We start from the raw sequence: 25,324 nt of genomic DNA, 5'->3' as shown, positions 1-25,324 counted from the left end.
GGGGATTGACCCGCGGCGTGACCCAGGGCATGACCCGCCGCCGGTCTCCCCGTCCGGGGTCAGCCCCGCAGGGTGGCGATGGCCTTCTCGATGCGCCGTAGGCGCGTCTCCGGCTTCTTCGCGCTCTCGATGGCGCGCACGTGCTCGCGCTTGTGGCTGTACGCAAGGCCGTCGTAGGCAGCGCGGGCGGCCGGGTCGTCGTCCAGGGCCCGGGCGAAGTCCGCGGGCTCGACGACGACGCGCGGCTCGGTGTCGAGCTCCAGCTCGACCTCGACCTCGTCACCGGTCTCGACCCCCGCGGCCCGCCGGTTGGCCTGGCTGAGGCCGAGCAGGTTGCGGCCGCGCAGGATGGCGACCCGGCTCTTCCAGGAATGGCCGTTGACCGTGATCGTCACCGGCGGCCGCGCTCCCCCGCCGAGCGCTGCCACCACCTCGGACGGAACCTCCAGCCCCCGCATGGGCTCGGGCGGCTCGACCTGGGCCCGAAACTTCATCGACTTCTCCTTGTCGTCCTGCCGGTTCGCCGCGGATCCCGCCCGCGGCTACTCCGCGTAGGGCTGGTCGGTTCCCTGGGCGCTGTAGCCGAGACTCCAGACGTAGCCCTCCGGGTCGGCGAAGGTGCCGCCGTACCCGCCCCACGGCAGGGCGCCGGCGGGCTTGAGGACCGTGGCGCCGGCCTTCTGGGCCTCCGCCATGATCTCGTCGACCCGTGTCTCGCTGCGGACGACGTAGGTCATGACCAGACCGCTGAAGCCGCTGCCCTCCTGGTCCGTGCCCACCTGCTGGGCCAGGCCCTCCCGGCTGTAGAAGCCGACGGGGGAGGCGCCGTCCGATGCGAAGAACACCGAGATGCCGAAGTCGTTCTGGATCTTCCAGCCGAGTCCCTCGGTGTAGAACCGCTTGGCCCGGTCCATGTCCCGGACGCCCAGAAGGATCGAGCTGACGTGCGCCTTCATGCCGTGCTCCTTGCACTGTGGGTGTGTACGTGGCGGACATCCGGGCCGCGGCCCGTCTGCCATGAGCAGGCTATGGGCGGCTCCGTCGACGGCGCTTCTCGATTTCTGATCGATGCGGTCTACGGCTGCGGGGCGGGCCGGAGGTGTTCCGCGGATTCGGCGGGGGTGTAGGAGGAGGTGAAGGTGAAGGCGCGCGGGGACGGGCCGTGTGCGCGGAGGTCCGCGAGCCGCTCCATGGCCTCGTCGACGGTGGGGACGTGGCCGGCGGGGATCCACCAGAGCACCAGGTGGTGCTCGACGTGCCGTTCGAACCATTCGCGGCGCCGCCGCATCGCTTCCAGGTGCCCGCTGCGGTAGGTGAAGTCCCAGAGGGCTTCCAGGGTCTCCCACACCGACATGTTGACGATGGCGTTCTCGCCGGCCGGGCGCAGGCCGGTGGCGTCCCGCTCCCCCTCCCCCACGAGCCGCCACACGAAGCCGGGCGTGCCGTCGGCTGCGGTGTTGACCGGATCGAGCAGCTCGACGAATCCGGCAGAGAGCGGGTCTTCGAGGGGCTGGAGGAGGGTTCCCACGTTGAACTGGGCGAGATGGGCAGCGGGTTGCGTGGATGCGGTCATGGGTTCATCCCAGCACGGCCCCGCTTTCTATGTCAACGATCGTTGTTTTTAGAATGTTCAGGAGGGCTCGACCACCACGCAGCACTGCCCCGGCCGGGCGTCCATGCGTGCGCGGACAGGGCCGTCGGTACCGAGCAGCCCTTCGAGCAGCGCGAGGTTCATGCCGCAGACGAGCGGCGGGAAGCGTTCGGCGACGGCGTGGAAGGGGCAGTTGCGCATGCGGATGACGGCAGCGTCCGCGTCCGCGTCCGCCTCCGGGGCGGCTTCGACGGGCTCCAGGTGTGGTTCGTAGCCGCGGGCCGCCAGCACCTCCATGGCTTCCGCGATGCCGCCGCAGGGTGCCGCCGTACCGCGCAGCGCCTCGCCCCGGCTGCGTGCGGCCGCGCGGAGTCCGGCGTCCAGCCCGGCCCGTTCGGCGGCCTCGGCGAGCAGCTCGGCGGCGGTGCGGTAGTCGCGGGCGGGCAGCGACACCGAATGCTCGGCCCGTGCCCGCGTGTAGACCTTGGCGGGGCGGCCCGCCCCCGGCCCCGTACGTCCCGTCAGGCGCCGGCTGCCGCTCTCCAGCAGTCCGGCCTCGGTCAGCTTGTCCAGGTGGTGTGCGGCGAGCGTGCGCGCCACCCCGGCCGCCTCGGCGGCCTCGTTGCGGCCCACTTCGCGGCCCTGGGCCGCCACGTACTCGTACAGACGGCGCCGTACCGGATCCTGCAGCACCGCGATCGCGTTGATGTCCTCCACCCGGCCATTCTAGGAACGACGCAGGTTGGAGATAGAAAGCCGTGGCCGGAGGTCAGGCGGCGCGGCAGAGTGCGGCCGGATCGGCCGGAGCCGTGCCGCGGGCCACCATCGCCGCATGGACCGGGCGCCGGGTGCGGGCCGCGGGGAGGGCACCGGCCGGGAGGGCGGCGACGGGGAGGGCAGCGACGGGTGCGGCCTGCGAGCGGCTCCGGGCGAAGACGACGAGGCGCAGCACCACGAACCGGGCGACCCCGGCGAGCGCGGAGGCCGACAGGTAGACGGCCTGCTCCAGCGCCGCACCGGGCGAGGTCACGAGCTGGTGCAGGACGAACATCGCCAGGCAGGTCACCGCGTACGCCGCCGCCGCGGACCCGGCCGACTGCAGGTGCTGGTTCCAGGTCGCGCGGCTGCCGGCGCCGAAGGTGAAGCGGGCGTGCAGTTCGGTGGCCAGGAGCGTGGAGACCGCGGTGATCAGGGCGTTGGCCAGGACCCAGGGCATCCAGCAGGCGAGGGCCGCCACGGCGAAGCTGGAGGCGAGCCCCACTCCGCCGCCGCAGAGCACGAAGCGGGCGAAGGCGGCGAACGCGCCGGGTGCCGGCTGCTGCCGGTCCTGTGCTGCCTTCGTGTCCTGCATGTCCCGCTCCCCCTTGGTGATGATCCGCCCCGCGGTGCGCGCACCGTCCGGTCCGGTCGACCGACGGGGGTTGCGCGCCGCCCATGATGCCATCATGGCACATCCATGGCGCCATCGCGAGCTATTTCTGGCGCCGACCTGGCGTCGGATCGGCGTCGAGTTGGCGTCACCGACGCCGCGACCTGGCCGATGATCATGAAAGGGCAGGTCAGAGGCTGTTCCCTGACCGACGGCACGGTGATCGGACCGGCCACATCTCCGGAGGTTCATCGGCTCCGGTCCGGGCCCGGTGGGGTCCTTGGCGCCACTGGAGGCGCTGGAGGCGCCACTTTGGCGCCCACCGGGTGGCCGCCTCGGCAGGATGGGCCGTCGGCGTGGCTGCTTGCCCCGGTGTACGAGCCGGGCGTGTCATGTCGAGTGCCCGTGACGTGTCCTGCCGTGCCGTCCGTGGCGCGGCGATGGCGAGGTGACCCTGGTGAGGCAAGCGTGGTGAGGGGAGCGTGGTGAGACGTCCTGCGCGCCGATACCTGCTGGCGGCCGGGGCCGGCGCATCGGCCGCGGTCCTCGTCTCCGTCGCCTTCCCGTTGCGGAACGGCGCCGGGGCACCCGGCCCGGAGCCGCCGACCACCCCGGCCACCCCGCCCGCCTCGCCCGCTCCGTCCGCCTCCGGGACCGGCTCGCTGCGCACCGACCTGTCCGTACGCAGCCGGGTGCTCGGCCGGGAAGTCCCGTACAGCCTCTACCTGCCCGCCGGGGTGCTCCCCGCACCCGGCGGCCGCAGGCCGGACGGCCCGCTCCCGATGCTCGTCCTGCTGCACGGTTCGAGCGGGAAGCACACCGACTGGGTGGTCAAGGGCGGCATCGTGCCGACCCTGGAACGCGTCATCGCGGCGGGCCGGATCCCGCCCTGTGCGCTCGTGATGCCCGATGCCCGGCGCGACCCCGGCCGACCGGGTTCGGAACAGGACGAAACCTTCTACGTCAATGACGCCGCCTCGCCCGACGGCGACGCCCAGCGCTTCGAGGACATGTTCGTCAAGGAGTTCGTCCCCGCCGTCGAGCAGGCGCACGGGCTGGGCGGCCGGACGGAGAGGCGGGCCGTCGCCGGGCTCTCCATGGGCGGCTACGGCGCGCTGATGTACGCGCTGCGGTACCCGGGCCTGTTCGGCGCGGCCGCCGGGCTCAGTACGGCGCACTTCACCGACGAGGGCTACCGCGCGATCCCGATGAAGGAGTGGAACCGCTTCTACGGCCGTGCCTTCGGCCGGGACCTGTCCGGCTCCGCCCGGCTGACCGACCGCTTCCGGGAGTACGACCTGGCCGACGTCATCCGGCGCACCCCGCCCGAGCGGCTACGGCGCGCCCGCTGCCACCTCGCCTGCGGGACCGAGGACGCCAACCACCTGCCGGGGACCGAAGACCTGCGCACCGCGTTCGCGGCCCGTGGCGTGGCGGCCGACGTGGCGCTGGGGCCGGGCGCGCACGGCTGGGCGTACTGGACCGTCGCGGCCGAGCCGATGCTGGAGTTCTTCGGACGGCAGCCCGGCTGAGGGCGGCAGCCCGGCCGAGGGCGGCAGCCCGGCCGATGGCAGCAGCCCGGCCAAGGACGGGAGCCGACTGCCGGCGGCAGTTCAGCCTACGGCCCGGGCGCACGGGTCACGCCCGACCGCCACCCGCGGGCAGCTTCGGCAGGGCCTCGCAGAGCCGGTCGAGGAGGGCCCGGGCCGCCGGGCTCGACGGTCCGCCGGTCTGCCAGGCGACCGCGATGCGGGCACGCATCCCGGGCCGGACGATCCGCAGGGTGCGGAGCGGGCCGTCGGGGTCCGGCGCGTCCTCTCCGGCCGGCAGTACGGCGACCCCCAGGCCCCGCGCGGCGAACTGCGCCAGCACGTGCGGGGCCGCCGCCTCGAAGGTGACCCGGGGGTGGAATCCCTCCTGCGCACAGCCGCGTTCGAGCGCCGCCCGCACCCCGGTGCCACGCGGCAGGCAGATCAGCGGCCGGTCGCGCAGGCCGGCGAGCGGGACGGTGGTGCCCTCTTCGGCGAGGCCGAGCAGCGGATCGCCGGGCGCGACGGCCGCGACCAGCGGAACGTCGACCACCGTACGGAAGGCCAGTCCGGGCGGAGCCGTCTCCTCGGTCGGCCCGAGGACGGCGATGTCGAGCTCGCCGCCCAGCAGCGCGGCCTGCATCCGTTCCGTGGTGTCCTCGGTGAGCGCCACCTCCAGAGCGGGGTGGGCCTGGTGGAAGTCCGCGAGCAGACCGGCGATGTCGAAGGCGCGACCGGTGGCGCCGGAGACCAGTCCGAGCGTGACCCGGCCGCGCAGCAGCCCCGTGTACGTGTCCACGGTCTGCCGCACCGAGTCCGCGGCGGCCAGTGCGGCACGGGCGTAGGGCAGGACCGCCCGGCCCACTTCGGTCAGCGTCACCGACCGGCCCGATCGGTCGAGCAGGGGCTGTCCCAACTCCCTCTCCAGCTGGCGGACCTGGGCGCTGAGGCCGGGCTGGGCCAGGTGCAGCCGGGCGGCGGCGCGGGTGAAACCGCCCTCCTCGACCACGGCGACGAAATAGCGCAGCTGGCGAAGTTCCATAAGCGGTGATTCTAGGTACCGGAAGAACCGTCTACTGGTGGTACGGGCAGGTCGGCCGCAGGCTTGACCCATGGAGAAGCGGACTGCACGCAAGGGGAACGGGGCCGGGTCCCGGGACGATGTGAAGGCCGCCATCGCGGCGGAACGCCGGGAACTGGCCGACCTGTTCGACACGCTGGACACCGGGCAGTGGAACGCGCCCAGCCTCTGCGAGGGATGGCGGGTGCGCGAGGTCGTGGCGCACATGTCGATGGGGTTCCGGCTGTCGCTGCCCGCGATGCTCGGAGAGATGGCCCGGGCGCGCGGGAACCTCGACCGGATGACCGACAGGGACGCCCGCAGGGACGCGGCCGCCCGTTCCACCGCCGAACTGGCCGCCCTGATCCGGGACAACGCCCACCACCCCTGGACACCGCCGGTCGGCGGACCGCCCGCGGCACTCGGTCACGACGTCGTGCACGGGCTGGACATCACCGTCGCCCTCGGCATCGACCGGCGGGTCCCCGCGGACCGGCTGCGCATCCTGCTGGGCGAGGTCCGGCCCTTCATCACGCGGTTCTTCGGTGCCGGTCTGGGCGGGGTGCGGCTGTGCGCCGACGACCTCGACTGGTCGTACGGATCCGGGGAGCCCGTGTACGGCACGGCCCAGGACCTGTTGCTGCTGGCCTACGGCCGCAAGGTTCCGGAGGGCCGGCTCCGCGGGGAACCGAGCGGCCGCTTCACCCGCCCCTCCGGAGAGGCCGGAGGGGGTGAAGCGGCGGCGTCGGGGGAAGCCTGATCGCGGACCCGTACGGGTCGTCGGAGAAGAGCGAGGAGAGGGAGGAGATGGGGGAGATGGACGCCGTGCGCACCCTGACCTTCGTCGTCGGCACGGGCCGCAGCGGGTCGACCGCGCTGTCGGGCATCGTCAACGCCCATCCGGACGTGCTCAGCCTGAACGAGCTGCTGTCGTCGGTGCAGAGCCGGGGCTTTCCGGAAGGGCGGCTGGACGGGGCGGAGTTCTGGCGGCTGCTGTCCGCCCCCAATCCGATGTTCGAGCGGATGATCCGCAGCGGCGTACCGATGCCCGAGTTCCTGTACACGCGCCGTCCCGGCCGCTTCACGACCGGCACCACCGGGACGACCGGCACCACCGGCACCACCGGGATCCCGGCCCTGTCGCTCATGGTGCTGCCGCACCTGACGGAGGACCCGGACGGCCTGTACGACGAGCTGGAGAAGCAGGTGCCGGGCTGGCCGTCCCGGACCGCCGCCGGCCATTACGAGGCCCTGTTCGCCCTGTTGGGTGAGCGGTTCGGGCGGACCGCGGTGGTCGAGCGGTCGGGCTACTCGCTGGAACGGGTGCCGCTGCTGCGCCGGGTCTTCCCGCAGGCACGCTTCGTACACCTGCACAGGGACGGGCCCGACTGTGCGCTGTCCATGAGCCGGCACACGGGCTACCGGCTGATCTTCCTGCTGCGGGAGATCCTCGCGCGGACCGGTGTCCAGCGCGTCGAGGACCTGACCGAGGAGCAGGTCCGCTCCCTGCCGCCCGAGTTGTCCCGGCTGCTGGCCGAACGCTTCGATTCCGCCCTGGTCATGGGCCGCGAGCTGCCGCCGGCCGGCTTCGCCGCACTGTGGTCGGAGCTCGTGGTCCGGGGCGTGGCCCATCTGGACCGGGTGCCGGCGGCGGCGAGGACCACGCTCTCCTACGAGGGTCTGCTGGACGAGCCCCGCGAGGAACTGACCCGGCTGGCGGGTTTCATCGGCGTCGAACCACTGCCGGAGTGGCTCGACGTGGGCGTCGCCCGTCTGGACGCCGGTCGCCGCGGCGCCTCCCGGCGGCTGCCCGCAGCCGAACTGGCGGCCCTGCGGGAAGCGTGCGCGCCGGGCGCCCGGGCCCTGGCGGGCAGCGGCGCCGGGGCGCGCTCACACCCCTGACTCGCTCACCCGGCTGCCCGGTCGCTCAGGCGCCCTCCCGCCTGCGGGAGACCTGTTCACGCACCCACGCCGGGTCGGGGTTGGTGTGCGGGCGGCCCGCGACGACCACCGTGGGCACCGTCTCGTTGCCGTCGTTGGCCTGACGCACCACTGCGGCGCCGGCCGGGTCGCGCCAGATGTCGACCCAGTGCACACGGCGGGCGGTGCGGCCGAGCCGGAGACGCAGTCGCAGGCAGTAGGTGCAGCCCGGCCGCCAGTAGACGACCGGCCGCCCGTCGACCGCGCTGCGCTGCTGCGCCTCCAGGGCGCCGATCGACCGGGGGAAGACCAGCGGTGAGTTCAGGCCCGCGAGGAGGACGAACACCAGCAGCAGCGCCACGGCCCGGGCCGGGTCTTCGCGGAGGAACAGCCCGGTCGCCACGACCGAGCCGCAGAGCACCAGCAGTACGGGCAGGATCCACGCGCGCGTCATGACCGTGCAGCCTACCGATCGTTCGAAACCGGACTCGAACGGACTCCGTCCGGGGCGGCCGGTGCCGTCCCGGCCCGGTCGACTCAGTCGGCTGGGTCGGCTCAGCCGGCCCGGTCGTCCTGGAGCTGCCTGAGCCTGGCGGCGTAGCGGGCGGCGATGCGTGCGACCCCGTCCGGGTCCTCGGTCTCCAGGCGGTCCAGGTCGTCCACGGCATCGTCCCGGGCCGTGAGCCACGCACCCACCAGGTGGGCACCGCCCGGGCTCCGGCGGGCGGATGCCAGGCGGGCGTTGTAGTGGGCGATCACCTGCTTCAGCGTGGTCACGGCCTGCTTGGTGTCGCTGTCGGTGACGTCGGTGGCACCATCGGCGCCGCCGGTGCTGTCGGTGCCGTGGTGGCCGTGGTGGTCGTGGTGCGGCCGCTGGTGGGGGTCTTCGGGGGCGACGGCGCCGGCCACGGCTGACAACTCCTCGGCTCGTGCCGGCGTGCTCGGCCGGCCGTGTTTGCTCGGCCCGCCAGGCGTCGGCGCCGGGCGGTTCCGAGCAGCGATCATGGCGGGCCCGCACGGCCGGCGCAGCACCGGGCGCGGAACCTTGACGCATCCCTAACGCGGTACGGCCCCCGCGCGTCGCCCGAAGTAGGACACGTCCTGACCTGGTTGGCGCATAGCGTCGTCGTACCGCGCAGGGAGTCGCGTACGAACGGCTACGGAAGGGGACACCGATGAAGATCGCCGCGCCCGAGGGGTACACCACGGTGGCGCCGTGGGTGGTCACCGACGACACCGGAGCACTGCTCGACTTCGTCGCCGCCGCCTTCGACGGCGAGGAGCTGGCCCGGGTGAGGGTGGAGGACGGCAGCATCGGCCACGGCGAGATCCGGGTCGGTGACACGGTCGTCCTGGCTTTCGACCGCAGGCCCGACTGGCCGGAAATGCCCTCGCTGCTGCGGGTCTACGTTCCCGACGCGGACGCGGCGATGGCCGCGGCCGTGGCCCACGGTGCGGAGGTGATCACCGAGGCGGGCAACAGCGCGTGGGGCGACCGCGGCGGCCGGGTCCGCGATCCCTTCGGCAACATCTGGTGGGTGATGAGCCGTGTCGAGGAGGTCGACCCGGACACCGCCTGGCGGCGCCTGTCCGAGCCGGAGTACGCGGAGTCGATGCGCACCGCGCAGGAGACCCTGGACGCCGCGCTGGGCGGGAGGGAGTCGGGAACGTCCAGCACGCCGCTGCGGCCGGCCACGGCGGAGTGAGCGAACCCGCCGCCCGCGTGGCGGGAGGGGGTGGATCCGGTTGACCCGCGGACGGTTCCGGGTGAGGGTCCGGGGCATGGAGTTCTTCTGCTATCACCGTGACCGGGCCGGTTCGGCGGCTCTTCGTATGGAGCTGCTGGAGCGGCACTGGTCCTACATGGACCGGTACGAGAAGGAACTGATCGCCCGGGGCCCGACGTTCGGCGAGGACGGTGAGACGCCGACCGGCAGCGTGCACATCGTCGACCTGCCCGATGCCGCCGCGGCGCGGGCGTTCGCCTTCGAAGAGCCCGGTTACCAGGCCGGGGTGTACCGGGACGTGCTGCTGCGCCGGTGGCGCAATCTGCTGGGACGCACGATGTGGGAGTTCCCGGGCGGCCGGAGCGGAGGGAACCGGTACCTCGTGATCGGCCTCGGCCCCGCCTCTGGAGCGGGGCCGACCGTCGGCCTCGACGTTCCCGCCGAGCGGGAAGATCTGATCGCGTACGGGCCGCTGCTGTCGGACGACGGCGCCACCCGGGTGGGTACGGCGGCGCTGGTCCGGGCCCCGGATGCCGATGCGGCGCGCGCCGTCCTGGCCCTGGAGGGCTGCGGGGACGGGCACGGGACCGGGAACGGGGGCGGGAATACGGGCCGGTACGCGGACGTCGAGGTTCACGAGTGGGAGTTCGGCGGGCGCCGCTGACGGCGCGGGGTGTCTCCGGCCCGCGTTCCCCCGCGTGCGAGCCGGATCAGCCGCCGATGCCCGGGCGCCGGTGGTTCAGGCGCCCGTGTCCCGGGCGCCCGTCTCACGGGCGCCGTTGACTCAGGCGCCCAGGTGCCCGGCCTTCGCCCAGTCCTTGTCGCCCGTGAGGAGGCAGGTGGTGGTGTAGGTGGGCCCGGTCAGCGGGGGAACGGCCACCGCGGTGGCGCAGTTGGAGGTGTAGGCCGAGTGGCCGCCGTAGAACTTGTCGATGTCCACGTGTCCGTCGGCGGCGGCGGCACCGGCACCGGCCAGCAGGATCCCGGCGGCCATGAACGAGGCGGTCAGGGCGGAGCGGATACGCATGACTCTCCTAAGGATGTCGGAAGGACGCTCGGCGAACGCGTGCGTCGGCCGGTTAAACATCACGAAGGGGCGATGCGGAACTGTCATTCACTCCAATGCCAGCGCAGTATCGATTCGCCGCAGATCTGCGGGCCCTGACGCGACCCGGGCGCCCCGCGTGCCCGGCGTGGGGCGGCCGTCGGCCACGGCATCGCTGCCACGCTCGACGTCCATGGACGTGAACACCTTTTACGCGCTCTTCTCCGCCACCTGCTTCACGCTGGTGGGGCTGTGGTGGAACGTGGTCCAGAGCCACCCGGAGTGGATGCGGGAGCCCGGCCTGCGGCGCATCACGGGCGGGATCTACCTGTCCTTCCTGCTGCCCGCGCTGATGGGGCTCTTCGCCCAGGTCGGCGGTGCCGAACAGCCCGAGATCTGGCGGTCGGCCTTCGTCGTACTGGCGCTGGTCGGCTGCCTGAGCACCATCCGCCTGCTCTCCCGGACCCACGGCGACCGCCTCGTCGTCGGGCAGCAGGCCTGCGCCACGCTGCTGTACGCCCTGGTCGCCGTCGTCGGGGCCTTTCCCGGGCCGGCGGGACAGATCGGCCTGCACCCGTTCCAGGCCGAGGCGTTGCTCCTGATCGTGCTGATCGTCCTGGGCCACGCGCTGGTCTGGCACTTCATGGCCGGGGAGGGCCGCCGTCCCGAAGAGCGGGCGTGACGTGCCCGGTGGACGACGGGGGCGCCGGTGGCGGCGGAGGACCCGGTGACGGCCCCGGGGCCCCGCCCCTGGTGGCCGGTCCCGGGCCCCCGCCCCTGGTGGTCGGTCCCGGCGCTACTTGCCGCCGAAGTTCAGCATGTTCTCCAGTACGTCCTCCAACGGATCGTCGATCTGCCCGGTGTTGAGCAGCGCCACCACCGGCGCGTTGTGCGAATCGCGGTGCTGTTCGTCCGCGGAGGCGGGGCCGGCCGCGCCGGCGGCGAGGGCAGCCACGAAGGCAGCCGTAATGATCTTCCTCATGTCCGGACCAACGACGTCCCGCCCCACGGGATGCGGCCGTGGCAGCGCGATCCGGCCCGCCCGCACCGAGGTTCCCCGAACGGGTGTCGGCGGATGTCAGCGGGTGCCAGAATCCCTGGTCGGGGATGATCATCGCGCACGGGCGGTGACGGTGGACCTTCAGGGAGTCGGCATGGCACGTTCGCTCGACGGGCTCGTCTTCGTACCCGTCGCCGATCAGGCGGCGGGGCAGGTCGGGCGGCAGACCCGGTTCACGTACCACGAGGACGACGCGGACGGCCGGGTCTGGGCCGAGTACGCCGGCGGGGACGTGGTCAGGGGGTATCTGGTCGGCACCCGGGCCGGGGACGCCGTCGACTTCCGTTACGTACAGCTCCGGACCGACGGGAGCACCGCGTCCGGGCACTGCGTCTCGCTGGTCACGGAACTCCCCGACGGGCGCCTCCGGCTGGAGGAGACGTGGTCGTGGGAGTCCCAGGACGGCAGCGGGACCAGTGTCGTCGAACAGGTCGCGGGGTAAGGGCCGAGCCGCGCCCCCGCCCCCGCCACCGCCCCCGTCGGCCGGTGGTCCGGCGCCGTCAGCCCCGGCAGATGCCCCGTTCGTGGTCGTACGTGGCGGTGGCCTGCGAGTGGCGCCACTGCGGGGCCAGCAGGTCGTCGTTCAGCTGGGCGGCGGCCGCCGGGCTCTCCACGACGTAGCCGAAGTCCTGGAGCCAGGACGGGTAGAGGTTCTTGGAACCGAGGTAGAAGGCGGAGCCGTCGACCGAGACCAGCTTGTGGTGCTGGGCGTACGGGTGCCCGTCGGCCCAGGTGGGGCTGTCGGAGGCGCGGAACGTGGCCAGTTGGAGGTTGGCGCACATGGCGGTCCGGGCCTTGGCCGGGTCTCCGGTGAGGGTGGTCAGACGGCCGCGGAGCACGTCGCTGATCTCGTTCAGGGACTTGATCTGCGAGTAGCCGCCGCTGCCCACGGCTCCGCGGTTGGCGGGGTCGCTGACGACGATGCGGACCTTGACGCCGCTCGCGAGCTTGGCGGCGAGGGTGTCGTAGAGGCGGACGTCGTAGCGGGGCAGCGGCGGGCAGGTGGCGTTCATGTCCTGCTGCGAGATGTCGATGCGGCGGGTGGCGGAGCCGACCAGGGAGCGCAGGGCGCTCTCCTCCGGGTTGACGGTGTCGTAGTCGCGGTCCGCGTTGGTGTTGTCGTGCAGGCCCATCACGCACTTGGTGTCCGGTGCGGTGGGGAGGACGGGCGCGAAGCGGGAGGACGGGTCGCGGTCCTTGATGCCGACGCCGAGGCCGCCGACGGCCACGACGGGTACCCCGTCGCCCGTGTTCGTGCCCGTGTTCGTGTTCGTGTTCGTGTCGGGGCCCTGGCCGGTGTTCGCGGGAGCGGTGTCGCGGGGCAGGGTGGTCATGCAGCCGGCGCCGCCCGACGAGGCGAACCAGACGCTCGCCCAGCTGGACTTGTTGCGGCAGGTCCAGTCCCACAGGGTGTCCAGGTAGGCACCCGCGGAGCCGGCGGCCGGGCCGGTCAGGGCGAGGTCCACGTCCGCCACGGGGTGGGCGGTGTCCAGGTAGTCGCCCTTCCAGCCGTTGATGCCGCCGGTGATCACGGAGGTGCCGTCGACGACCAGCAGTTTGGAGTGGTTCCAGGAGAACGCGGTCTTCGACGTGGTCATGGAGGCGACGTTGAGGGTGATGTTCCGCGCGGCGGCCGGCCCGAGCCTGGCCACCAGCTCGTCGCGGTAACGGGAGGGGATGACCGTCGAGTGGTAGACGGGTGCGGCGCCGACCAGGATCCGTACGTCGAGCCGGTTGCCGGACTCCGCCGACCGCTTCAGGCCCGCCACGATCGCGTCCTGGAAGGCGCCGTCGGGGAACGGCGCGAGGGTGGAGATGTCGACGCTGCGCCGGGCCCGGGAGATGTTCTCGGTGGTCTTCTCCAGCAGGCGCCGGGTGCCGGGCCGGTCGGCGCAGGCGGGATCGCCCCAGCAGCCGGGCGTCTGGAGCAGCCAGTCGGCGCCGCCGGGGGCCGAGGCGTCGAGACGGTTGCCGGCCGTGCGTTCCCACACGCTGCCTTCGAGGCCGGGGGACACCTGGCGCAGGGTCTGCTCGACCGCGTCCAGGTGCGGGGTGGCCCGGGCGGACGGGCCGTCGGCGGTGGGTGCGGCGACGGCGGCGGAAGCCGGCAGCAGGGTGAGGGCGAGGGCGAGCGCTGGTACCGCCGCGAGGCGCGGACGTATCACGGTCTGGTGTTTCCTTCGTGCGGGTGCGGGTGCGGGTGCGGTTGCGGTTGCGGTTGCGAGTCCCGGAGCGGGTGCCGATGCAGGCGGGGGCGCAGGTGAACTGCGGGTGAACCAAGATCGACTCGCGGAAGTTACCAGCAGGTAAGGGTAGTTGCGTACTTCGAGGGACAGATCCGGCCACGCCGGGCTCCCGGTTGCCGCCACGGCGATGTTTCGCCGGTTGCCGCGAAAGTGAGGTGGGCTGCGGTAGTAGGTGGAGCAGCATTCCGTAGCATCCGAACCCCGTCCGAAGGGACCCGCCGTGTCTGCTGAGCTCAGCGCCAGGCTCAAGGAACTGCTCGACAGCCCCGTCTTCGTCACCATCGCCACCGTGCAGCCCGACGGTAGCCCCCAGGTGTCACCGGTCTGGGTGAAGCGCGACGGCGACGACGTACTGATCTCGACGACCATCGGCCGGCGCAAGGAGAAGAACATGCGGCGCGACCCGCGCGTCACCGTGCTCCTCCAGCCCTTCGACGCCCCCTACGAGTACGCCGAGATCCGCGGCACCGCCGAGCTCACCACCGACGGCGGACAGGAACTCATCGACGAGCTCTCGGTGAAGTACACCGGCAAGAAGTACCGCGAGTTCAACCCGGCTGCCGCCGACGACGCCCCCCGCGTGGTCGTCCGGATCTCCCCGCGGAAGATCGTCGGAGCCCTCTGAACCCCCTGCCGCCCGGGTCCCGTGCCCCCGTGACCTGCAGGAATCGCGGGGCAGGGGGCCACCGGCGCCACAGCCCTTGCCACGCATTCGCGTCTACGCGGGTCGGGTGGGGTGGGCAGATTTGACCTCCGCCTCCCCGGCCTGAAGGCCGGGGATTCTCCGCCTGTGGGTGGTGCCGGTTGTTGCCGGACCACCCGCTTCGGGTGGGTTCCTGGTTCCTCCCCACCGAGGTGGGGGTTGTGCGCGCTGCCGGACGAGGTCCGGTCTTACGTGCGCTCCGCAGGCATTTACCGTCACCGTTGCCGGTGCCGGGCCCCCGGTCCGGGGGTGGGTGGTGATGGTTGTTCAGGCCGTGAGGATGCGGCGACCTTGGTAGAGGACGTTCCGGCCGGCATTCCAGTCCCGGTCGTGCCGGATCTCGCAGTTCGGGCAGGTCCAGGTGCGGACGTTGAGGGGCTTGGGGCCGTCGCGATGTCCGCAGGCGGAACATATCTGCGAGGACGGGAAAGCCCGGTCGACCTTCGCGAAGTCCCGGCCGCGGCGTGCGGCCTTGTATTCGAGCATGGTCACGAACTGGGACCAGCCCGCGTCGTGGACGCTCTTGGCCAGGCGGGTGCGTGCCAGTCCTCGCACGTTCAGGGTCTCGGTGAACACCGCTTGGTTTTCGCTGGTGAGCTTGTGAGACCACTGGTGGTGGAAGTTCCGGCGCGCATCGGCTACGGAGGCGTGAGCGCGGACGACTCGGATGCGGGCCTTGTCCCGGTTGTTCGACCCCTTCGCCTTCCGCGACAGCTCCCGCTGCCGCTTCTTCAACTTCTTCTCCGCCCGCCGCAGGTACTTCGGGCTCGCGATGTGCGTGCCGTCGGAGAGGACCGCGAAGCGGGTCAGGCCGAGGTCAATGCCCTGTTCCCCGTCGGTGGGCGGGAGGATGTCGGCGGCCGGGTCAGTGTCCACGACGAAGGAGACGAAGTACCTGTTGGACCGGTCCTTGATCAGCGTCACCGACGTCGGATCGGAGGGCAGGTCGCGGGTCCACTTCACCCGCACGTCACCGATCTTCGGCAGGCGCAGCCGACCGTCCTCGGTGATCGACCAGCGGTCCGACTTCGTGAACCGCGCGGCCTGCCGGCTGTCCTTCCGGCTCTTGAACCGCGGGGGCTGGACCTTCGGCCCCTTGCGCTTACCCGTCTTGGAGTCCTCGTGCGCCTTCCACGCAGCGTCCAGGTCCCGCAGAGTCTGCTGCATCACGCCGACCGGAGCATCGGACAGGAACGCCCGCTCGGCGGTCTTCTTCGCGTTGGTGATCAGCGCCTTGGCCAAGTCCGGGTTCTTCGGCACCCGCAGATACGGGCCCTCAGCTCGGCGTTCCTTCGGGTTCCCGAGGAGCTTGTTCGCGCCTTTCACCGGCTTGATCCGGGCCAGCGCATCGTTCCAGACCACGCGACGGCACCCGAACACCCTGGCCGCGCTGATGCGCTGACCGGGCGTCGGGTAGACGCGGTACTGGTAACGAAGCTGCATGATCGCGATGCTAATACAGTTGGGTTATGGCTGAGTACGAGAACATCCGCACTGGTAGACACTGCACCTTTCTCATGCACGCCCACTTGGTTTTCGTGACCAAGTACCGGCACAACGTGTTCACCGACACCCACCTGACGCGCATGGAAGAGATCATGCGAGCCGTGTGCGCCGACTTCGAGACCGAGCTGGTCGAGTTCAACGGCGAGGCCAACCATGTCCACCTGCTGGTGAACTTCCCGCCCAAAGTCGCCATCTCCAAACTGGTCAACAGCCTGAAGGGAGTCAGCTCCCGCAGGCTCCGCCAGGAGTATCCCGAACTGGTCCAGCACTACTGGCGAGCCCAGCGCCTGTGGGCTGGCTCCTACTTCGCCGGATCGGTCGGCGGTGCCCCTCTCGCGATCGTCCGCCGCTACATCGAGCAGCAGAACCGGCCCGTCTGACCGTCAAGACGGAGGCGGAGAACTCCGGCGCTCCGCGCCTCCCCCCAAGGACGCATTCCCTACCGCCCTAAAGGGCGGTACTCCCTGCGAGAAATCAGGTGGCGGAGGTCCGGTGCCGGAGCGGGGCGAAGGCGAGGAGGTACAAGAGTCCGCCGAGGGGCAGCAGGTCGAGGTTGGCCGCGATCGCGGCCGTGCCCAGCAGGAAGAGTGCCGACGCGCGGACGGAGTCACGGCCCCTGAGGGCCGCGAGGAGGATGATCATCCCCAGGTAGAGGAAGAGCGGTCCGACCGTGTAGACGGCCGGTTCCACTCCGGGGACGTCCTGGATCCGGGCGAAGAGCTCCCGCATGTGCGGCTTGTCCGTCGCGCGGAGTCCCACGTACAGGTCGATCAGCGCCTGTGCGGCGGCGGCCGCCATCCCCAGCAGGCCCGTCACGAGGCCGGCCCGGGCCAGGCGCCGTCGGACCGGGCCACCGCCGTCATCCGTCACCGTGCGGTGCAGTCCCGTGCATATCGCCCCGAAGGAGAGGACTCCGAGGAGGAATGCGAGGTGGCCGATGGTCCAGGCGGCACCGGGCTCCTTCGAACCCTCCACCAGCAGGCGTACGGAGCCGTAGGCGATGAGGAGGATGGGGGCCGTGATGAAGGAGAGGCCGGCGCGGCGTCCGGACGCGTTCGATGTCATGGCTCCACCCTGGCGGGCGGGCCTTCGGCCGCACCATCGGTGATCACCCTTACAACGCCCCCATATGGCTGGGGGATTGGGCCGGGGGTGGGTTAAGGGTTTCCTCAGGGTGGGCCGCCCAGCCCCGGCTCGCCGGGCACCGACCGGTGCCCGACGAGGATGGGGGTGCGGCTACGCGGCTTCCTCCGTGGGGTCCAGCTCCTCGTCGAGGTCTGCGCCGGGGAAGGCGCTCTCGTCGGGTCCGCCGTCCTGCATCATGCCGCCGGCGAAGCCGCCCAGGAGCTCGTCCGGGTCGAGTTCGGTGGCGCCGGCCGGGGCGGTGGGAGAGGTGCCCTCGGTCATCTTCAGCACCAGGCCGAACTTCCGGTCCTTCGCCTTCTCGGTCAGCTTGGCGAGGTCGACCCTCACCTCGGTCAGCTCACCCTTCTTGAGGGTGAAGTCGGCCGTGACCGTGGTGTCGGGCACTTCCTTCAGCTCCTCGTCCGTCGGCAGGTCCATGCCGGGCGGCAGGTCCTTGGCCAGCGGACGGATCTCCCCGACCAGCTCCGTGATCAGGCTGCGGAACGGGGCCGTGGCGGTGATGCGGTCGGTGCCGCCCTCACCTCCGGCGGTCTTGAAGTCGACCTTGCGGGCAATGGCCCCGCGCAGCGCCTCGGCGAGCTTCTTCTGGGTCCTGGCGTCCAGCGAAGGCTCCGGCGACGGCTTGGCGCCGGGTGCCCGGCCCTTCTCCTGGCCCGCCTTCTCCATCTCCTTGGTGTTGTACGTGACCCACTGGCCCTCCAGCACCTTCTTGAGGCCCTTGGCCTCCGGAGGGAGTTCACCGGCGGGCGGCACGGGCACGTCCATGGCCTTGGTGAGGGCTTCGGCGTTCAAGCGGAGGTAGGTGTGGTCGCCGATGACCCGGTACTCGACGAGGTCGCCCTCGGGGGCGCTGACCTTCATGGCCATGCCCACCAAGTCCTTGTCCTCGGACTCGTCGAACGGCTTCTTCGACTCCATCGTGACACTGACCTTCGCGCCGCTGATCAGCTCGGCGGCCGCATCGGGCAGCTCCTCGCCGGGCTCCGGGTCCGACTCGGCATCGAGCTCCTTGAGGGTCTTGGCGTCGACGTCCAGGTCCAGCTCGAAGGAGATCGTCTTCTCCTTGCCCAGCTTCTCGAAGGCCCGGTCCAGTTTCCGGCCGGCGGACAGCTGCTCGACCGTGCCGCAGGCGGCCGAGCCCATCAGCACGGCGCCGACGACTGCGGTGGCGGTGAGGGTCTTGCGTATGGCGGTGATGGTCTTCTCCTCCTGGGTCCGATCACGGTGCACGGTGTGATCGGTAAGGAGACTCACGGCCCCACCGGAGGGTTGCCCTGCTGTTCCGCATTCATCCGTGGCAGCGGATGCCGCATGGGCCCGTGCCGACGGCAACGAACCGTCATCCCGCCTGTGTAATATCCGATTTCAAGCTGCGGTCGTTACTTGGAGGGTGTCTCGATGTGGGATCTCGCGCGCTCGTGGGTCGATGGATGGGTCGTCTCGCGGAGGGCGCCGAAGCCGGTGGACGCTCCGTGGGGGTTGAGCATCCGGGTCGGGCTGCCGACCCAGACGGTCCGTCACGTCCTGCTCGACACCGATGCCGGGACCGCCCGCGGGCTCGTCGGCACGATCACCGAGCCCGCCACCTGGATCAAGGGCTTCGTGGAACCGGACGTGATGGAGCCGTGGTTCACCCGCGGGTGGGAGCCGGACGATCCCGGCTTCCTGATGGCCGTCGACCTGAGCCCGTCCGTCGTGCGCGCACCTGACGGCTACACGGTCACGGCCGGGACCGCCGACGGCGTCCTGAGCGTGCGCGTCCTGGCCGGCGACGGTGAGCTCGCCGCGCGCGGTCAGGCCGGTCTGGCCGGCGGCGCCTGCGTCTTCGACCAGATCATCACCGAGGAGGCCCACCAGCGCCGCGGCCTCGGGACGCTGGTGATGGGCGCGCTCACGAACGCGGCCGTCGAGAACGGTGCGGCCACGGGCGTCCTGGGCGCGACCGTCCAGGGCCGGGCTCTCTACGAAACGCTCGACTGGAAGGTCCTCGCCCCGCTGACCGGATTCATCCACCGGCCGGTCGCCGCCTGATGCGCATCGGATTCTCCGTCCCCCAGTTCGGCCCGTTCGCCGACCCCGACCGCAGCGCCCGGATGTGCACGGCGCTGGAAGGGCTGGGCTGCCACAGCCTCTGGGTGGCCGACCGGCTCCTGGCCCCGCTCGCCTCCCCCGAGGGCTATCCGGGCGGGAAGGGGATGCCCGCCCGTTACGCCACCCACCTCGACCCGCTGCTCACCCTGGGCGTGGCGGCCATGGCGACCGAGCGGGTACGTCTGGGCAGCAGCACGCTCAACGCCCTGTGGCAGCCGCCCCTCGTGCTCGCCCGGGCGCTGACGACCCTCGACCTGATCAGCCACGGACGTCTGGACGTGGGCCTCGGGCTGGGCTGGATGCGCGAGGAGTACGAGGCTGCCGGGGTGCCCTGGCGGGGCCGCGGCGCACGGCTGGAGGAGACCCTCGACGTGCTCGATGCCGTATGGCGGCCCGGTACGGTCGCCCACACCGGCCCGCTGTGGACGATCCCCGAGTCGACCGTCCTCCCCAAACCCGTCCAGGTCCCCGGGCCCCCGGTGCTGCTGGGCGGCTTCACCCCGACCGCCCTGGAGCGGGTCGGCAGGCGGGCGGACGGCTGGCTCTCGGCCTCGATGCCGCTGCCCCACCTCACCGGCCTGTGGTCGGTCGCCGTGGCGGCCGCCGAGCGGGCGGGGCGGGACCCGGCGGGGCTGCGCCGGGTGTTCCGGGTGAACCCCGAGGTCACCCGGGCCGGAGCCACCCCCGCGGAGAGCCACCGCCGCGGGACCGTGCGCCGGATCTGCGACCACCTCGAGGCCATGTGCGAGGCGGAGACCGACGAGGTGCTCGTGGACCTCCAGCTGACGACGGACTCGCCCGAGGAGTTCCTCGATCTGGCGGCCGCGTTCATGGCCGAACTGGACGGGGGTTCCCCGGCGCCGGCCCGGGATCAGCCGGTGCCGGCCCGGGATCAGCGGGTGTCGGCCGAGGATTCCCCGGGGCGGCCGCCCCGGGCGTGAGGGGTGGCTCCACCTGTGGGCCGGCGGGGGTCAGGCGTCGTCGCGCGGTGGTGCCGGGGGGTGGCCGCGCAGGTCGGCGAGGACTTCCCGGGCGGCCCGGGTGCCGGAGGCGAGGGCGCCCTGGAGCGAACCGGTCGCCCGGTGGTCGCCGCAGACGTAGCGGCCCGCCGCGAAGCGGGTGGTCCGGGACAGCCGCAGGGGCGGGGGCATGGCCGGGAGGGCGTCGTGGACGGTGACGCGGTGGACGGGTTCCCAGTCCGTGGTGTCCGTGCCGTACACCTCGCCGAGGGCGGCGCGGACCGCCGCCTCTCCCGCCGGGTCCGGCGAGCCGAGGACGGAGGTCGACACCAGCGCCCGTCCGTCCCCGGAATAGCCGGGGTGGAGCTCGGTGAGCACACAGGTGTTCAGGAACCTGCGCCGGGCGTCGACCACCAGGGTGGGCTCGGCCAGCGGGGAGCGCCCTGCCGCGTGGTAGAGGGTCGTGACGGTCCGGGCGCCGGGCACGTCGAGGCCGGGGAGCAGGCGCGCCGCGGCTCGCAGGCCGGTGGCGACGACGACCGTACGGGCGGTCAGTTCGCCGCGGTCGTCGGCGAGGGTGACGCCGGCGGCGGTGAGGGCCGCGACCGGTGCCCCGGTGCGCAGGACCCCCGGAGGGAGCCGGGAGGCGAGCTGGTCCGGTACGGCGCCGATGCCCGCGGCCGGCAGGCACGCGGTGCCGCGGAGCAGTGAGCGCCACACGAGGTGGAAGAAGCGGGCGGAGGTGTCCAGCCGGTCCTCCAGGAAGACTCCGGACAGGAAGGGCCGGAAGAAGGTCTCCACGAAGCCGGGCGTGAACCGGGCCCCGGTCAGCGCGGCGAGCGTGGTGGCGTCCGGCCGGGCCTTCATGCGGGTGACCGGGGTCAGCACGTCGCGCGCGGAGAGCAGGGCCAGGGCGGCGAGGTCGCGGCCCGGAGCCAGTCGGCCCGGCAGCAGGTCTCCGCTCTGCCGGAGGCGGCGGGTGGGGTCGGTGAACCTGCGCAGGCCGCTGCCGGTGTGCACCAGCACACCCGGCGTGAACGGCCGCAGGCGCAGGGCCCGTAGCTCCAGGCGGTGCTTGACCTGCGGGTAGGAGGTGTTGAGCACCTGGAACCCGCGGTCGACGGTGAAGCCGTGCACCCGGTCGGTGCGCATCCGTCCGCCCGCGGCGTCACCGGCCTCCAGCAGGACGACCCGCAGTCCCGCCCTGACCAGGTCCGCGGTGCAGGCCAGTCCGGCGGCGCCTGCCCCGACGACCACGACGTCCGCATCGGGGCGCTCTGCCTTCCGCATGGCCGCAGTCCTCCTTGCCCGGGTGGATGGTGCGCGGTTCCGCCAGGGTACGCAGGGCCGGGTACGGCAACGGGCGAGGCGCGCGCACGCCCCCGCCGTCCGTGCTCCCCGCTCCCGGGCCCCGAGGGGTCGTGGTCGAGGGCACGGGAGGCGGCGGAGGTGCACGATTTGAGGTGATATTCCCAGCCCGTGCGCGATGTGGCACGACCAATTCCGGATGTGGGTCGCTTCGGTCGCTCCGGTCGCTCCGGTCGCTCCGGTCGCCGACCATCCGTCCCGCCGTGCGGCCACCCCTCCCGCCGCGCGAGGGTCCGGTGGCGGGGCCTCGCCGTCAGGCGATGAACAGGCTCATCCCGGGGGCCGGCCGTACGGTCTGACCCGGCAGGACGGCACCGGTCACCCGCCCGTCACAGAAGGGCCCCGACCACACGAAGGCCACCTCGTCCGTGAGGTTGACGACCTCCGAGGGCACGAAGTCCCCGAGCGGGTGGCACCCCGACGGGTCCGTGTGCGGCACTCCGTCGATGATCAGCAGCCCGTTGGCCGCCTGTGCCGTGCCGCCCGGCACCGCCACCGCCAGCACCAGTGCCGCCGTACACGCTCCGAGCACCCGCGCCGCGCGTCGTGTCCCACGCATCTTCCGCCCACCCGCCTCTTCCGTCACGCCGGCACCGCCGACGCCACTCTCGTCACCGACGCAGCTCTCGTCACCGACGCCACTCTCGTCACCGACGCAGCTCTCGCCGCCGGCGTCGCCATCGTCACCGACAGTAGGGAATCGGCCCCCACGGTGACACGGCGTGTGGTGGTGAAAGGGGGCGCGCGATGCTTCGGGGCGCTATTCGGCCCGCAGCGCCGCCAGCCGCTGTTCGAACGGGACCACCCGGAAGCCGTCGGCCGGAAGCGTGGACGTGATCGCCCCCGCCGGCGAACGGGGTGCGATCGCGGCCGCCGTGTCGAGGTCGGGGGCGTGAACGGCGGCGGTGGTCCGGACGGCGGGAGTCATGAAGCGGGCCAGTTCCGCGCCCGCACGGGTGATGCGGTGGGAGAGGCCGTCCTCGCCCCAGTCCTCGGAGGCGGCGTAGACGGCGGTGGGGAGGACGAGCGCGCGGAGGTAGGTGAAGAGGGGGCGCAGGGCGTGCTCGGTGACCAGGGAGTGACGGGCCGTGCCGCCGGTCGCGCCGAGGAGGACCGGCGTGCCGGTGAGGGCGTCCTTGTCGATGACGTCGAAGAACGACTTGAACAGGCCGCTGTAGGAGGCGGCGAAGACCGGGGTCACGGCGATCAGGCCGTCCGCGGCCGCCACCGCGTCGAGGGCGGCGGCCAGTCGGGCGGGCGGGAACCCGGTGACGAAGTGCCCAGCGATCTCCGTCGCCAGGTCCCTCAGTTCGATCACTTCGACCTCGGCGTCCACGTTCCCGAGCGTCGCGGCGGTGAGGCGGTCGGCGAGCAGGCGGGTCGAGGAGGGCGAGCTCAGTCCGGCCGACACGACGGTGAGCTTCATGCCCGTGCCTCCTGCTCCGTGGCCGCCCGGGCCGCGGCCACGCGGGCCGGGTGGGTGGGTGCGTCCGGTACGCCGGCGGGGCGCAGGCTCGCGAACTCCTTGCGGAGGACCGGCACGACTTCCTCGCCGAGGATGTCGAGCTGCTCCAGGACGGTCTTCAGGGGCAGGCCCGCGTGGTCCATCAGGAACAGCTGGCGCTGGTAGTCGCCGGCGTAGTCCCGGAAGGAGAGGGTCCGCTCGATGACCTGCTGCGGCGAGCCGACGGTCAGCGGGGTCTGGGAGGTGAACTCCTCCAGGGAGGGGCCGTGGCCGTAGACGGGCGCGTTGTCGAAGTACGGGCGGAACTCGCGGACGGCGTCCTGCGAGTTCTTGCGCATGAACACCTGGCCGCCGAGGCCGACGATGGCCTGCTCGGGGGTGCCGTGCCCGTAGTGGGCGTAGCGCTGCCGGTAGAGGTTCACCATCTGCTCGGTGTGGGAGGCCGGCCAGAAGATGTTGTTGTGGAAGAAGCCGTCGCCGTAGTACGCCGCCTGCTCGGCGATCTCCGGAGAGCGGATGGAGCCGTGCCATACGAAGGGCGCGACACCGTCGAGGGGGCGGGGGGTGGAGGTGAAGGACTGGAGGGGCGTGCGGAACTTGCCCTTCCAGGTGACGACGTCCTCGTCCCACAGGCGGCGCAGCAGGGCGTAGTTCTCGACGGCGAGATCGATGCCGTCGCGGATGTCCTTGCCGAACCAGGGGTAGACCGGGCCGGTGTTGCCGCGGCCCATCATCAGGTCGACACGACCGTCCGCGACGTGCTGGAGCATCGCGAAGTCCTCGGCGATCTTCACCGGGTCGTTGGTGGTGATCAGCGTCGTGGAGGTGGAGAGGATCAGGTTCTCGGTGCGTGCGGCGATGTAGCCGAGCATCGTCGTGGGCGAGGAGGGGACGAACGGCGGGTTGTGGTGCTCGCCGGTGGCGAAGACGTCGAGGCCGACCTCCTCCGCCTTCTGCGCGATGGCGAGCATCGCCTTGATGCGCTCGTGCTCGCCGGGCGCACGCCCGGTCGTCGGATCGGCCGTGACGTCACCGACGGTGAAGATCCCGAATTGCATGGCTGAGCTCCCCTTGCCCTTCCCCGAGGTTGTTTACAATTCAACTATATGCCAAGAGTGGGGCTGCTGCCAAGGTGCGGGCTCGGCGGATCGGCGCCGACGCGCCCTGCGCGACATGACCGGCGTGCACGGGCGAAATCTTGCGTTTCGCCGGCTTGTCGCGTCAGTCACTTCGCCGGGAGAAGACCGATGCGCCGGCCCCTCCCGTCCACTGCACGCGGACGCGCCGCGTGGTGGTCGTCCCTGGTCCTCGCCACGCGTACGGCGATCGCAACGGAGGTCCGGAGCAGTCGCTCACGCTGTGGGGCGACCCCGGCCGGTGCGTGCTGTGCGACTACGGAGCCTCCGAGGTCATGATCCACACGTTTGCGGAGCGGTACGGACGCGGCTTCGTCAGGGATCTGCTCTTCGAGGGCGGCGGCTCCGTCACCGTCGACCCGGCCGACCCCACCCTCTCCTTCGACGCCCGCCGGGACATCGAGCCGGGTTACGACATCGGCGCGGTCCGGGCGTCGACGGACGGGGGCGCCACCTTCACCTCACGCCGGAGCGCCGGGATGGTCACCGCCCTGGCGAGCGACGCAGAACAGAACGTCGCGGCCCTGCTGCCCGGCTTCAACGGCGACTCCGGCGGCTGGACCCACCAAGGCATCGACCTGTCCGACCTCGCCGGCCGGACGGTGCCGGTGGCCTTCCGCTACAAGACCGACTTCCCCGCCGGCCACCCGGGCCTGTGGGTCGACGACATCAGGTCGGGCGGCACACTCGTGTCCGACGGGACCGGCTCACCGTCAGCGGAGCGCTCCAGGCGGGCGGGAGCTGACCGACGGGGGCCAGGGGAACAACTCCTCCCCCTGGCCCGGCCGCCTCTTCCGCCCCTCTCCGTCCCGGAAATGCTCAGTCGAGGCAGAACTCGTTGCCCTCGACGTCCTGCATCACGATGCAGGACTCGTCGAAGCCGTCGGCGATCAGCACGTTCTCGCACTTCGCGCCGAGCGCGACCAGCCGGTCCCGCTCGGCCTCGAGCGTGGCCAGGCGCTCCGCGCCCACGAGACCCGTGGCGACCCGTACGTCGAGGTGCACCCGGTTCTTGACGGCCTTGCCTTCGGGGACGCGCTGGAAGAACAGCCGCGGACCCTCGCCGGACGGATCGACGCAGGCGAAAGCCGAACCCTGCCGCTCGGGCGGCAGCGACCCATCGAACGCGTCCCAGGAATCGAAACCCTCCGGCGGCGGCGGTACGACGTACCCCAACACCTCGCACCAGAAGCGGGCGACGCGCTCGGGTTCCGCGCAGTCGAACGTCACTTGGAACTTCTTGATCGATGACATCGGCGCACCATAGCAGGGGGACTGCGCAGCTCATCTCCCTTTTCGGAGCGGCACGTTACGAATGGAGCCGCGTCCAGGACCCCGCCGGCGCCGTGTCCCTGGCCGAGCTTCTCCTCACCTTGCGCCGCCGTGTCCCGGGCAGCCGTCAC

30 protein-coding genes and 1 pseudogene are annotated in these 25,324 nt (G+C 72.0%); 12 read left to right on the top strand and 19 right to left on the bottom strand.

The features are described 5' to 3' along the window. Positions 1-59: 59 nt before the first annotated feature. The 5 genes from AB0O36_RS21830 to AB0O36_RS21810 form a co-directional block, all read right to left on the bottom strand. Positions 60-494, bottom strand: a complete 435-nt coding sequence (locus AB0O36_RS21830; protein WP_365112928.1) for a YdeI/OmpD-associated family protein — start codon at positions 492-494, stop codon at positions 60-62. Positions 495-542: 48 nt separating this feature from the next. Further along, on the bottom strand, positions 543-956 hold the full coding sequence (locus tag AB0O36_RS21825) for a VOC family protein (protein ID WP_365112926.1): 414 nt from the start codon (positions 954-956) through the stop codon (positions 543-545). Positions 957-1,075: 119 nt separating this feature from the next. Continuing rightward, on the bottom strand, positions 1,076-1,573 hold the full coding sequence (locus tag AB0O36_RS21820; protein WP_365112923.1) for a DUF3291 domain-containing protein: 498 nt from the start codon (positions 1,571-1,573) through the stop codon (positions 1,076-1,078). A gap of 57 nt (positions 1,574-1,630) precedes the next feature. Then, positions 1,631-2,308 carry a helix-turn-helix domain-containing protein gene (locus AB0O36_RS21815; protein ID WP_365112921.1) on the bottom strand — a complete coding sequence of 226 codons (678 nt, stop codon included), beginning with the start codon at positions 2,306-2,308 and terminating at the stop codon, positions 1,631-1,633. Between the two features lie 52 nt (positions 2,309-2,360). Continuing rightward, complete coding sequence (locus AB0O36_RS21810; RefSeq protein WP_365112918.1) at positions 2,361-2,942, bottom strand: GtrA family protein; 582 nt, start codon at positions 2,940-2,942, stop codon at positions 2,361-2,363. 503 nt (positions 2,943-3,445) lie between these two features. Here AB0O36_RS21810 and AB0O36_RS21805 point away from each other — a divergent pair. Continuing rightward, positions 3,446-4,492, top strand: coding sequence for an alpha/beta hydrolase-fold protein (locus tag AB0O36_RS21805; RefSeq protein WP_365112915.1), 1,047 nt, complete (start codon positions 3,446-3,448; stop codon positions 4,490-4,492). A 106-nt stretch (positions 4,493-4,598) separates the two neighbouring features. On the opposite strand, the gene AB0O36_RS21800 is transcribed toward AB0O36_RS21805, so the two are convergent. Beyond that, positions 4,599-5,531, bottom strand: coding sequence for a LysR family transcriptional regulator (locus AB0O36_RS21800; protein ID WP_365112912.1), 933 nt, complete (start codon positions 5,529-5,531; stop codon positions 4,599-4,601). A 70-nt stretch (positions 5,532-5,601) separates the two neighbouring features. Between AB0O36_RS21800 and AB0O36_RS21795 the strand changes: the two genes are divergently transcribed. Further along, on the top strand, positions 5,602-6,309 hold the full coding sequence (locus AB0O36_RS21795; protein WP_365112910.1) for a maleylpyruvate isomerase family mycothiol-dependent enzyme: 708 nt from the start codon (positions 5,602-5,604) through the stop codon (positions 6,307-6,309). A 47-nt stretch (positions 6,310-6,356) separates the two neighbouring features. Beyond that, positions 6,357-7,451 carry a sulfotransferase gene (locus tag AB0O36_RS21790; protein WP_365112907.1) on the top strand — a complete coding sequence of 365 codons (1,095 nt, stop codon included), beginning with the start codon at positions 6,357-6,359 and terminating at the stop codon, positions 7,449-7,451. A gap of 25 nt (positions 7,452-7,476) precedes the next feature. Here AB0O36_RS21790 and AB0O36_RS21785 read toward each other — a convergent pair whose 3' ends face one another. Together AB0O36_RS21785 and AB0O36_RS21780 are read right to left on the bottom strand one after the other, a co-directional pair. Next, positions 7,477-7,923, bottom strand: a complete 447-nt coding sequence (locus AB0O36_RS21785; protein WP_365112904.1) for a glutaredoxin domain-containing protein — start codon at positions 7,921-7,923, stop codon at positions 7,477-7,479. A 101-nt stretch (positions 7,924-8,024) separates the two neighbouring features. Continuing rightward, entirely contained in the window at positions 8,025-8,378 is a 354-nt protein-coding gene (locus tag AB0O36_RS21780) for a hypothetical protein (protein WP_365112901.1), read from the bottom strand. 266 nt (positions 8,379-8,644) lie between these two features. Between AB0O36_RS21780 and AB0O36_RS21775 the strand changes: the two genes are divergently transcribed. After that, positions 8,645-9,175 (top strand): VOC family protein, encoded by a 531-nt coding sequence (locus AB0O36_RS21775; protein ID WP_365112898.1) that lies wholly within the window; start codon positions 8,645-8,647, stop codon positions 9,173-9,175. Between the two features lie 76 nt (positions 9,176-9,251). Further along, positions 9,252-9,860 (top strand): YciI family protein, encoded by a 609-nt coding sequence (locus AB0O36_RS21770; RefSeq protein ID WP_365112895.1) that lies wholly within the window; start codon positions 9,252-9,254, stop codon positions 9,858-9,860. A 120-nt stretch (positions 9,861-9,980) separates the two neighbouring features. Here the strand turns inward: AB0O36_RS21770 and AB0O36_RS21765 are convergent, their stop codons facing one another. After that, entirely contained in the window at positions 9,981-10,223 is a 243-nt protein-coding gene (locus AB0O36_RS21765) for a hypothetical protein (protein WP_365112892.1), read from the bottom strand. A 211-nt stretch (positions 10,224-10,434) separates the two neighbouring features. On the opposite strand from AB0O36_RS21765, the gene AB0O36_RS21760 reads away from it, so the two are divergent. After that, positions 10,435-10,923, top strand: a complete 489-nt coding sequence (locus AB0O36_RS21760; protein ID WP_365112889.1) for a hypothetical protein — start codon at positions 10,435-10,437, stop codon at positions 10,921-10,923. Between the two features lie 114 nt (positions 10,924-11,037). Here AB0O36_RS21760 and AB0O36_RS21755 read toward each other — a convergent pair whose 3' ends face one another. Beyond that, positions 11,038-11,223, bottom strand: coding sequence for a hypothetical protein (locus tag AB0O36_RS21755; protein ID WP_365112888.1), 186 nt, complete (start codon positions 11,221-11,223; stop codon positions 11,038-11,040). Positions 11,224-11,395: 172 nt separating this feature from the next. On the opposite strand from AB0O36_RS21755, the gene AB0O36_RS21750 reads away from it, so the two are divergent. Then, positions 11,396-11,743, top strand: coding sequence for a hypothetical protein (locus AB0O36_RS21750; RefSeq protein ID WP_365112886.1), 348 nt, complete (start codon positions 11,396-11,398; stop codon positions 11,741-11,743). A 58-nt stretch (positions 11,744-11,801) separates the two neighbouring features. On the opposite strand, the gene AB0O36_RS21745 is transcribed toward AB0O36_RS21750, so the two are convergent. Continuing rightward, positions 11,802-13,466 carry a phospholipase D-like domain-containing protein gene (locus AB0O36_RS21745; RefSeq protein ID WP_365112883.1) on the bottom strand — a complete coding sequence of 555 codons (1,665 nt, stop codon included), beginning with the start codon at positions 13,464-13,466 and terminating at the stop codon, positions 11,802-11,804. Positions 13,467-13,767: 301 nt separating this feature from the next. Between AB0O36_RS21745 and AB0O36_RS21740 the strand changes: the two genes are divergently transcribed. Beyond that, positions 13,768-14,172 (top strand): PPOX class F420-dependent oxidoreductase, encoded by a 405-nt coding sequence (locus AB0O36_RS21740; protein WP_365112881.1) that lies wholly within the window; start codon positions 13,768-13,770, stop codon positions 14,170-14,172. Between the two features lie 345 nt (positions 14,173-14,517). On the opposite strand, the gene AB0O36_RS21735 is transcribed toward AB0O36_RS21740, so the two are convergent. Next, the gene (locus tag AB0O36_RS21735) at positions 14,518-15,693 is read right to left on the bottom strand and encodes an RNA-guided endonuclease TnpB family protein (protein WP_365112879.1); all 1,176 of its coding nucleotides are present in this window, start codon (positions 15,691-15,693) and stop codon (positions 14,518-14,520) included. A 26-nt stretch (positions 15,694-15,719) separates the two neighbouring features. Here AB0O36_RS21735 and tnpA point away from each other — a divergent pair, with 26 nt between their 5' ends. Continuing rightward, a complete protein-coding gene (tnpA, locus tag AB0O36_RS21730) occupies positions 15,720-16,136 on the top strand; it encodes an IS200/IS605 family transposase (RefSeq protein ID WP_365112876.1) in 417 nt (138 codons plus the stop codon). Positions 16,137-16,230: 94 nt separating this feature from the next. Here tnpA and AB0O36_RS21725 read toward each other — a convergent pair whose 3' ends face one another. After that, complete coding sequence (locus AB0O36_RS21725) at positions 16,231-16,821, bottom strand: hypothetical protein (RefSeq protein ID WP_365112874.1); 591 nt, start codon at positions 16,819-16,821, stop codon at positions 16,231-16,233. A gap of 171 nt (positions 16,822-16,992) precedes the next feature. Beyond that, positions 16,993-18,132: a hypothetical protein gene (locus AB0O36_RS21720; protein ID WP_365112872.1), complete on the bottom strand. Its 1,140-nt coding sequence runs from the start codon at positions 18,130-18,132 to the stop codon at positions 16,993-16,995. Between the two features lie 249 nt (positions 18,133-18,381). On the opposite strand from AB0O36_RS21720, the gene AB0O36_RS21715 reads away from it, so the two are divergent. Together AB0O36_RS21715 and AB0O36_RS21710 are read left to right on the top strand one after the other, a co-directional pair. After that, on the top strand, positions 18,382-18,933 hold the full coding sequence (locus tag AB0O36_RS21715) for a GNAT family N-acetyltransferase (protein WP_365112869.1): 552 nt from the start codon (positions 18,382-18,384) through the stop codon (positions 18,931-18,933). Beyond that, entirely contained in the window at positions 18,933-19,934 is a 1,002-nt protein-coding gene (locus AB0O36_RS21710) for a TIGR03619 family F420-dependent LLM class oxidoreductase (protein ID WP_365112867.1), read from the top strand. The genes AB0O36_RS21715 and AB0O36_RS21710 overlap by 1 nt, the downstream gene beginning before the upstream one ends. Positions 19,935-19,964: 30 nt before the next feature. Here the strand turns inward: AB0O36_RS21710 and AB0O36_RS21705 are convergent, their stop codons facing one another. From AB0O36_RS21705 to AB0O36_RS21690, 4 genes are all read right to left on the bottom strand, one after another. Then, on the bottom strand, positions 19,965-21,242 hold the full coding sequence (locus tag AB0O36_RS21705; protein ID WP_365112864.1) for an NAD(P)/FAD-dependent oxidoreductase: 1,278 nt from the start codon (positions 21,240-21,242) through the stop codon (positions 19,965-19,967). A 331-nt stretch (positions 21,243-21,573) separates the two neighbouring features. Continuing rightward, positions 21,574-21,879, bottom strand: coding sequence for a hypothetical protein (locus AB0O36_RS21700; protein WP_365112861.1), 306 nt, complete (start codon positions 21,877-21,879; stop codon positions 21,574-21,576). Positions 21,880-22,080: 201 nt separating this feature from the next. Further along, positions 22,081-22,746 carry a CE1759 family FMN reductase gene (locus AB0O36_RS21695; protein ID WP_365112858.1) on the bottom strand — a complete coding sequence of 222 codons (666 nt, stop codon included), beginning with the start codon at positions 22,744-22,746 and terminating at the stop codon, positions 22,081-22,083. Beyond that, positions 22,743-23,843, bottom strand: a complete 1,101-nt coding sequence (locus AB0O36_RS21690; protein ID WP_365112855.1) for an LLM class flavin-dependent oxidoreductase — start codon at positions 23,841-23,843, stop codon at positions 22,743-22,745. Before AB0O36_RS21690 ends, AB0O36_RS21695 begins: the two co-directional genes overlap by 4 nt. A gap of 353 nt (positions 23,844-24,196) precedes the next feature. Here AB0O36_RS21690 and AB0O36_RS21685 point away from each other — a divergent pair. After that, positions 24,197-24,583: pseudogene (locus AB0O36_RS21685) on the top strand (hypothetical protein); the annotation flags it as partial. A 157-nt stretch (positions 24,584-24,740) separates the two neighbouring features. On the opposite strand, the gene AB0O36_RS21680 reads toward AB0O36_RS21685, so the two are convergent. Beyond that, positions 24,741-25,175 (bottom strand): VOC family protein, encoded by a 435-nt coding sequence (locus AB0O36_RS21680; protein WP_365112852.1) that lies wholly within the window; start codon positions 25,173-25,175, stop codon positions 24,741-24,743. Between the last annotated feature and the right edge of the window lie 149 nt (positions 25,176-25,324).

Origin of the sequence: Streptomyces sp. NPDC089799 (assembly GCF_040684755.1) — a bacterium.
GTDB lineage: Bacteria > Actinomycetota > Actinomycetes > Streptomycetales > Streptomycetaceae > Streptomyces.
This window is presented reverse-complemented; position numbering and strand designations above follow the sequence as displayed.

Excerpts from the sequence above, each read along its gene's own strand:
- AB0O36_RS21830 (WP_365112928.1), bottom strand. The coding sequence starts at position 494 with ATGAAGTTTCGGGCCCAGGTCGAGCCGCCCGAGCCCATGCGGGGGCTG.
- AB0O36_RS21825 (WP_365112926.1), bottom strand. The coding sequence starts at position 956 with ATGAAGGCGCACGTCAGCTCGATCCTTCTGGGCGTCCGGGACATGGAC.
- AB0O36_RS21820 (WP_365112923.1), bottom strand. The coding sequence starts at position 1,573 with ATGACCGCATCCACGCAACCCGCTGCCCATCTCGCCCAGTTCAACGTG.
- AB0O36_RS21810 (WP_365112918.1), bottom strand. The coding sequence starts at position 2,942 with ATGCAGGACACGAAGGCAGCACAGGACCGGCAGCAGCCGGCACCCGGC.
- AB0O36_RS21800 (WP_365112912.1), bottom strand. The coding sequence starts at position 5,531 with ATGGAACTTCGCCAGCTGCGCTATTTCGTCGCCGTGGTCGAGGAGGGC.
- AB0O36_RS21795 (WP_365112910.1), top strand. The coding sequence starts at position 5,602 with ATGGAGAAGCGGACTGCACGCAAGGGGAACGGGGCCGGGTCCCGGGAC.
- AB0O36_RS21790 (WP_365112907.1), top strand. The coding sequence starts at position 6,357 with ATGGGGGAGATGGACGCCGTGCGCACCCTGACCTTCGTCGTCGGCACG.
- AB0O36_RS21785 (WP_365112904.1), bottom strand. The coding sequence starts at position 7,923 with ATGACGCGCGCGTGGATCCTGCCCGTACTGCTGGTGCTCTGCGGCTCG.
- AB0O36_RS21775 (WP_365112898.1), top strand. The coding sequence starts at position 8,645 with ATGAAGATCGCCGCGCCCGAGGGGTACACCACGGTGGCGCCGTGGGTG.
- AB0O36_RS21770 (WP_365112895.1), top strand. The coding sequence starts at position 9,252 with ATGGAGTTCTTCTGCTATCACCGTGACCGGGCCGGTTCGGCGGCTCTT.
- AB0O36_RS21765 (WP_365112892.1), bottom strand. The coding sequence starts at position 10,223 with ATGCGTATCCGCTCCGCCCTGACCGCCTCGTTCATGGCCGCCGGGATC.
- AB0O36_RS21760 (WP_365112889.1), top strand. The coding sequence starts at position 10,435 with ATGGACGTGAACACCTTTTACGCGCTCTTCTCCGCCACCTGCTTCACG.
- AB0O36_RS21755 (WP_365112888.1), bottom strand. The coding sequence starts at position 11,223 with ATGAGGAAGATCATTACGGCTGCCTTCGTGGCTGCCCTCGCCGCCGGC.
- AB0O36_RS21750 (WP_365112886.1), top strand. The coding sequence starts at position 11,396 with ATGGCACGTTCGCTCGACGGGCTCGTCTTCGTACCCGTCGCCGATCAG.
- AB0O36_RS21735 (WP_365112879.1), bottom strand. The coding sequence starts at position 15,693 with ATGCAGCTTCGTTACCAGTACCGCGTCTACCCGACGCCCGGTCAGCGC.
- tnpA (WP_365112876.1), top strand. The coding sequence starts at position 15,720 with ATGGCTGAGTACGAGAACATCCGCACTGGTAGACACTGCACCTTTCTC.
- AB0O36_RS21725 (WP_365112874.1), bottom strand. The coding sequence starts at position 16,821 with ATGACATCGAACGCGTCCGGACGCCGCGCCGGCCTCTCCTTCATCACG.
- AB0O36_RS21710 (WP_365112867.1), top strand. The coding sequence starts at position 18,933 with ATGCGCATCGGATTCTCCGTCCCCCAGTTCGGCCCGTTCGCCGACCCC.
- AB0O36_RS21705 (WP_365112864.1), bottom strand. The coding sequence starts at position 21,242 with ATGCGGAAGGCAGAGCGCCCCGATGCGGACGTCGTGGTCGTCGGGGCA.
- AB0O36_RS21700 (WP_365112861.1), bottom strand. The coding sequence starts at position 21,879 with ATGCGTGGGACACGACGCGCGGCGCGGGTGCTCGGAGCGTGTACGGCG.
- AB0O36_RS21695 (WP_365112858.1), bottom strand. The coding sequence starts at position 22,746 with ATGAAGCTCACCGTCGTGTCGGCCGGACTGAGCTCGCCCTCCTCGACC.
- AB0O36_RS21690 (WP_365112855.1), bottom strand. The coding sequence starts at position 23,843 with ATGCAATTCGGGATCTTCACCGTCGGTGACGTCACGGCCGATCCGACG.
- AB0O36_RS21680 (WP_365112852.1), bottom strand. The coding sequence starts at position 25,175 with ATGTCATCGATCAAGAAGTTCCAAGTGACGTTCGACTGCGCGGAACCC.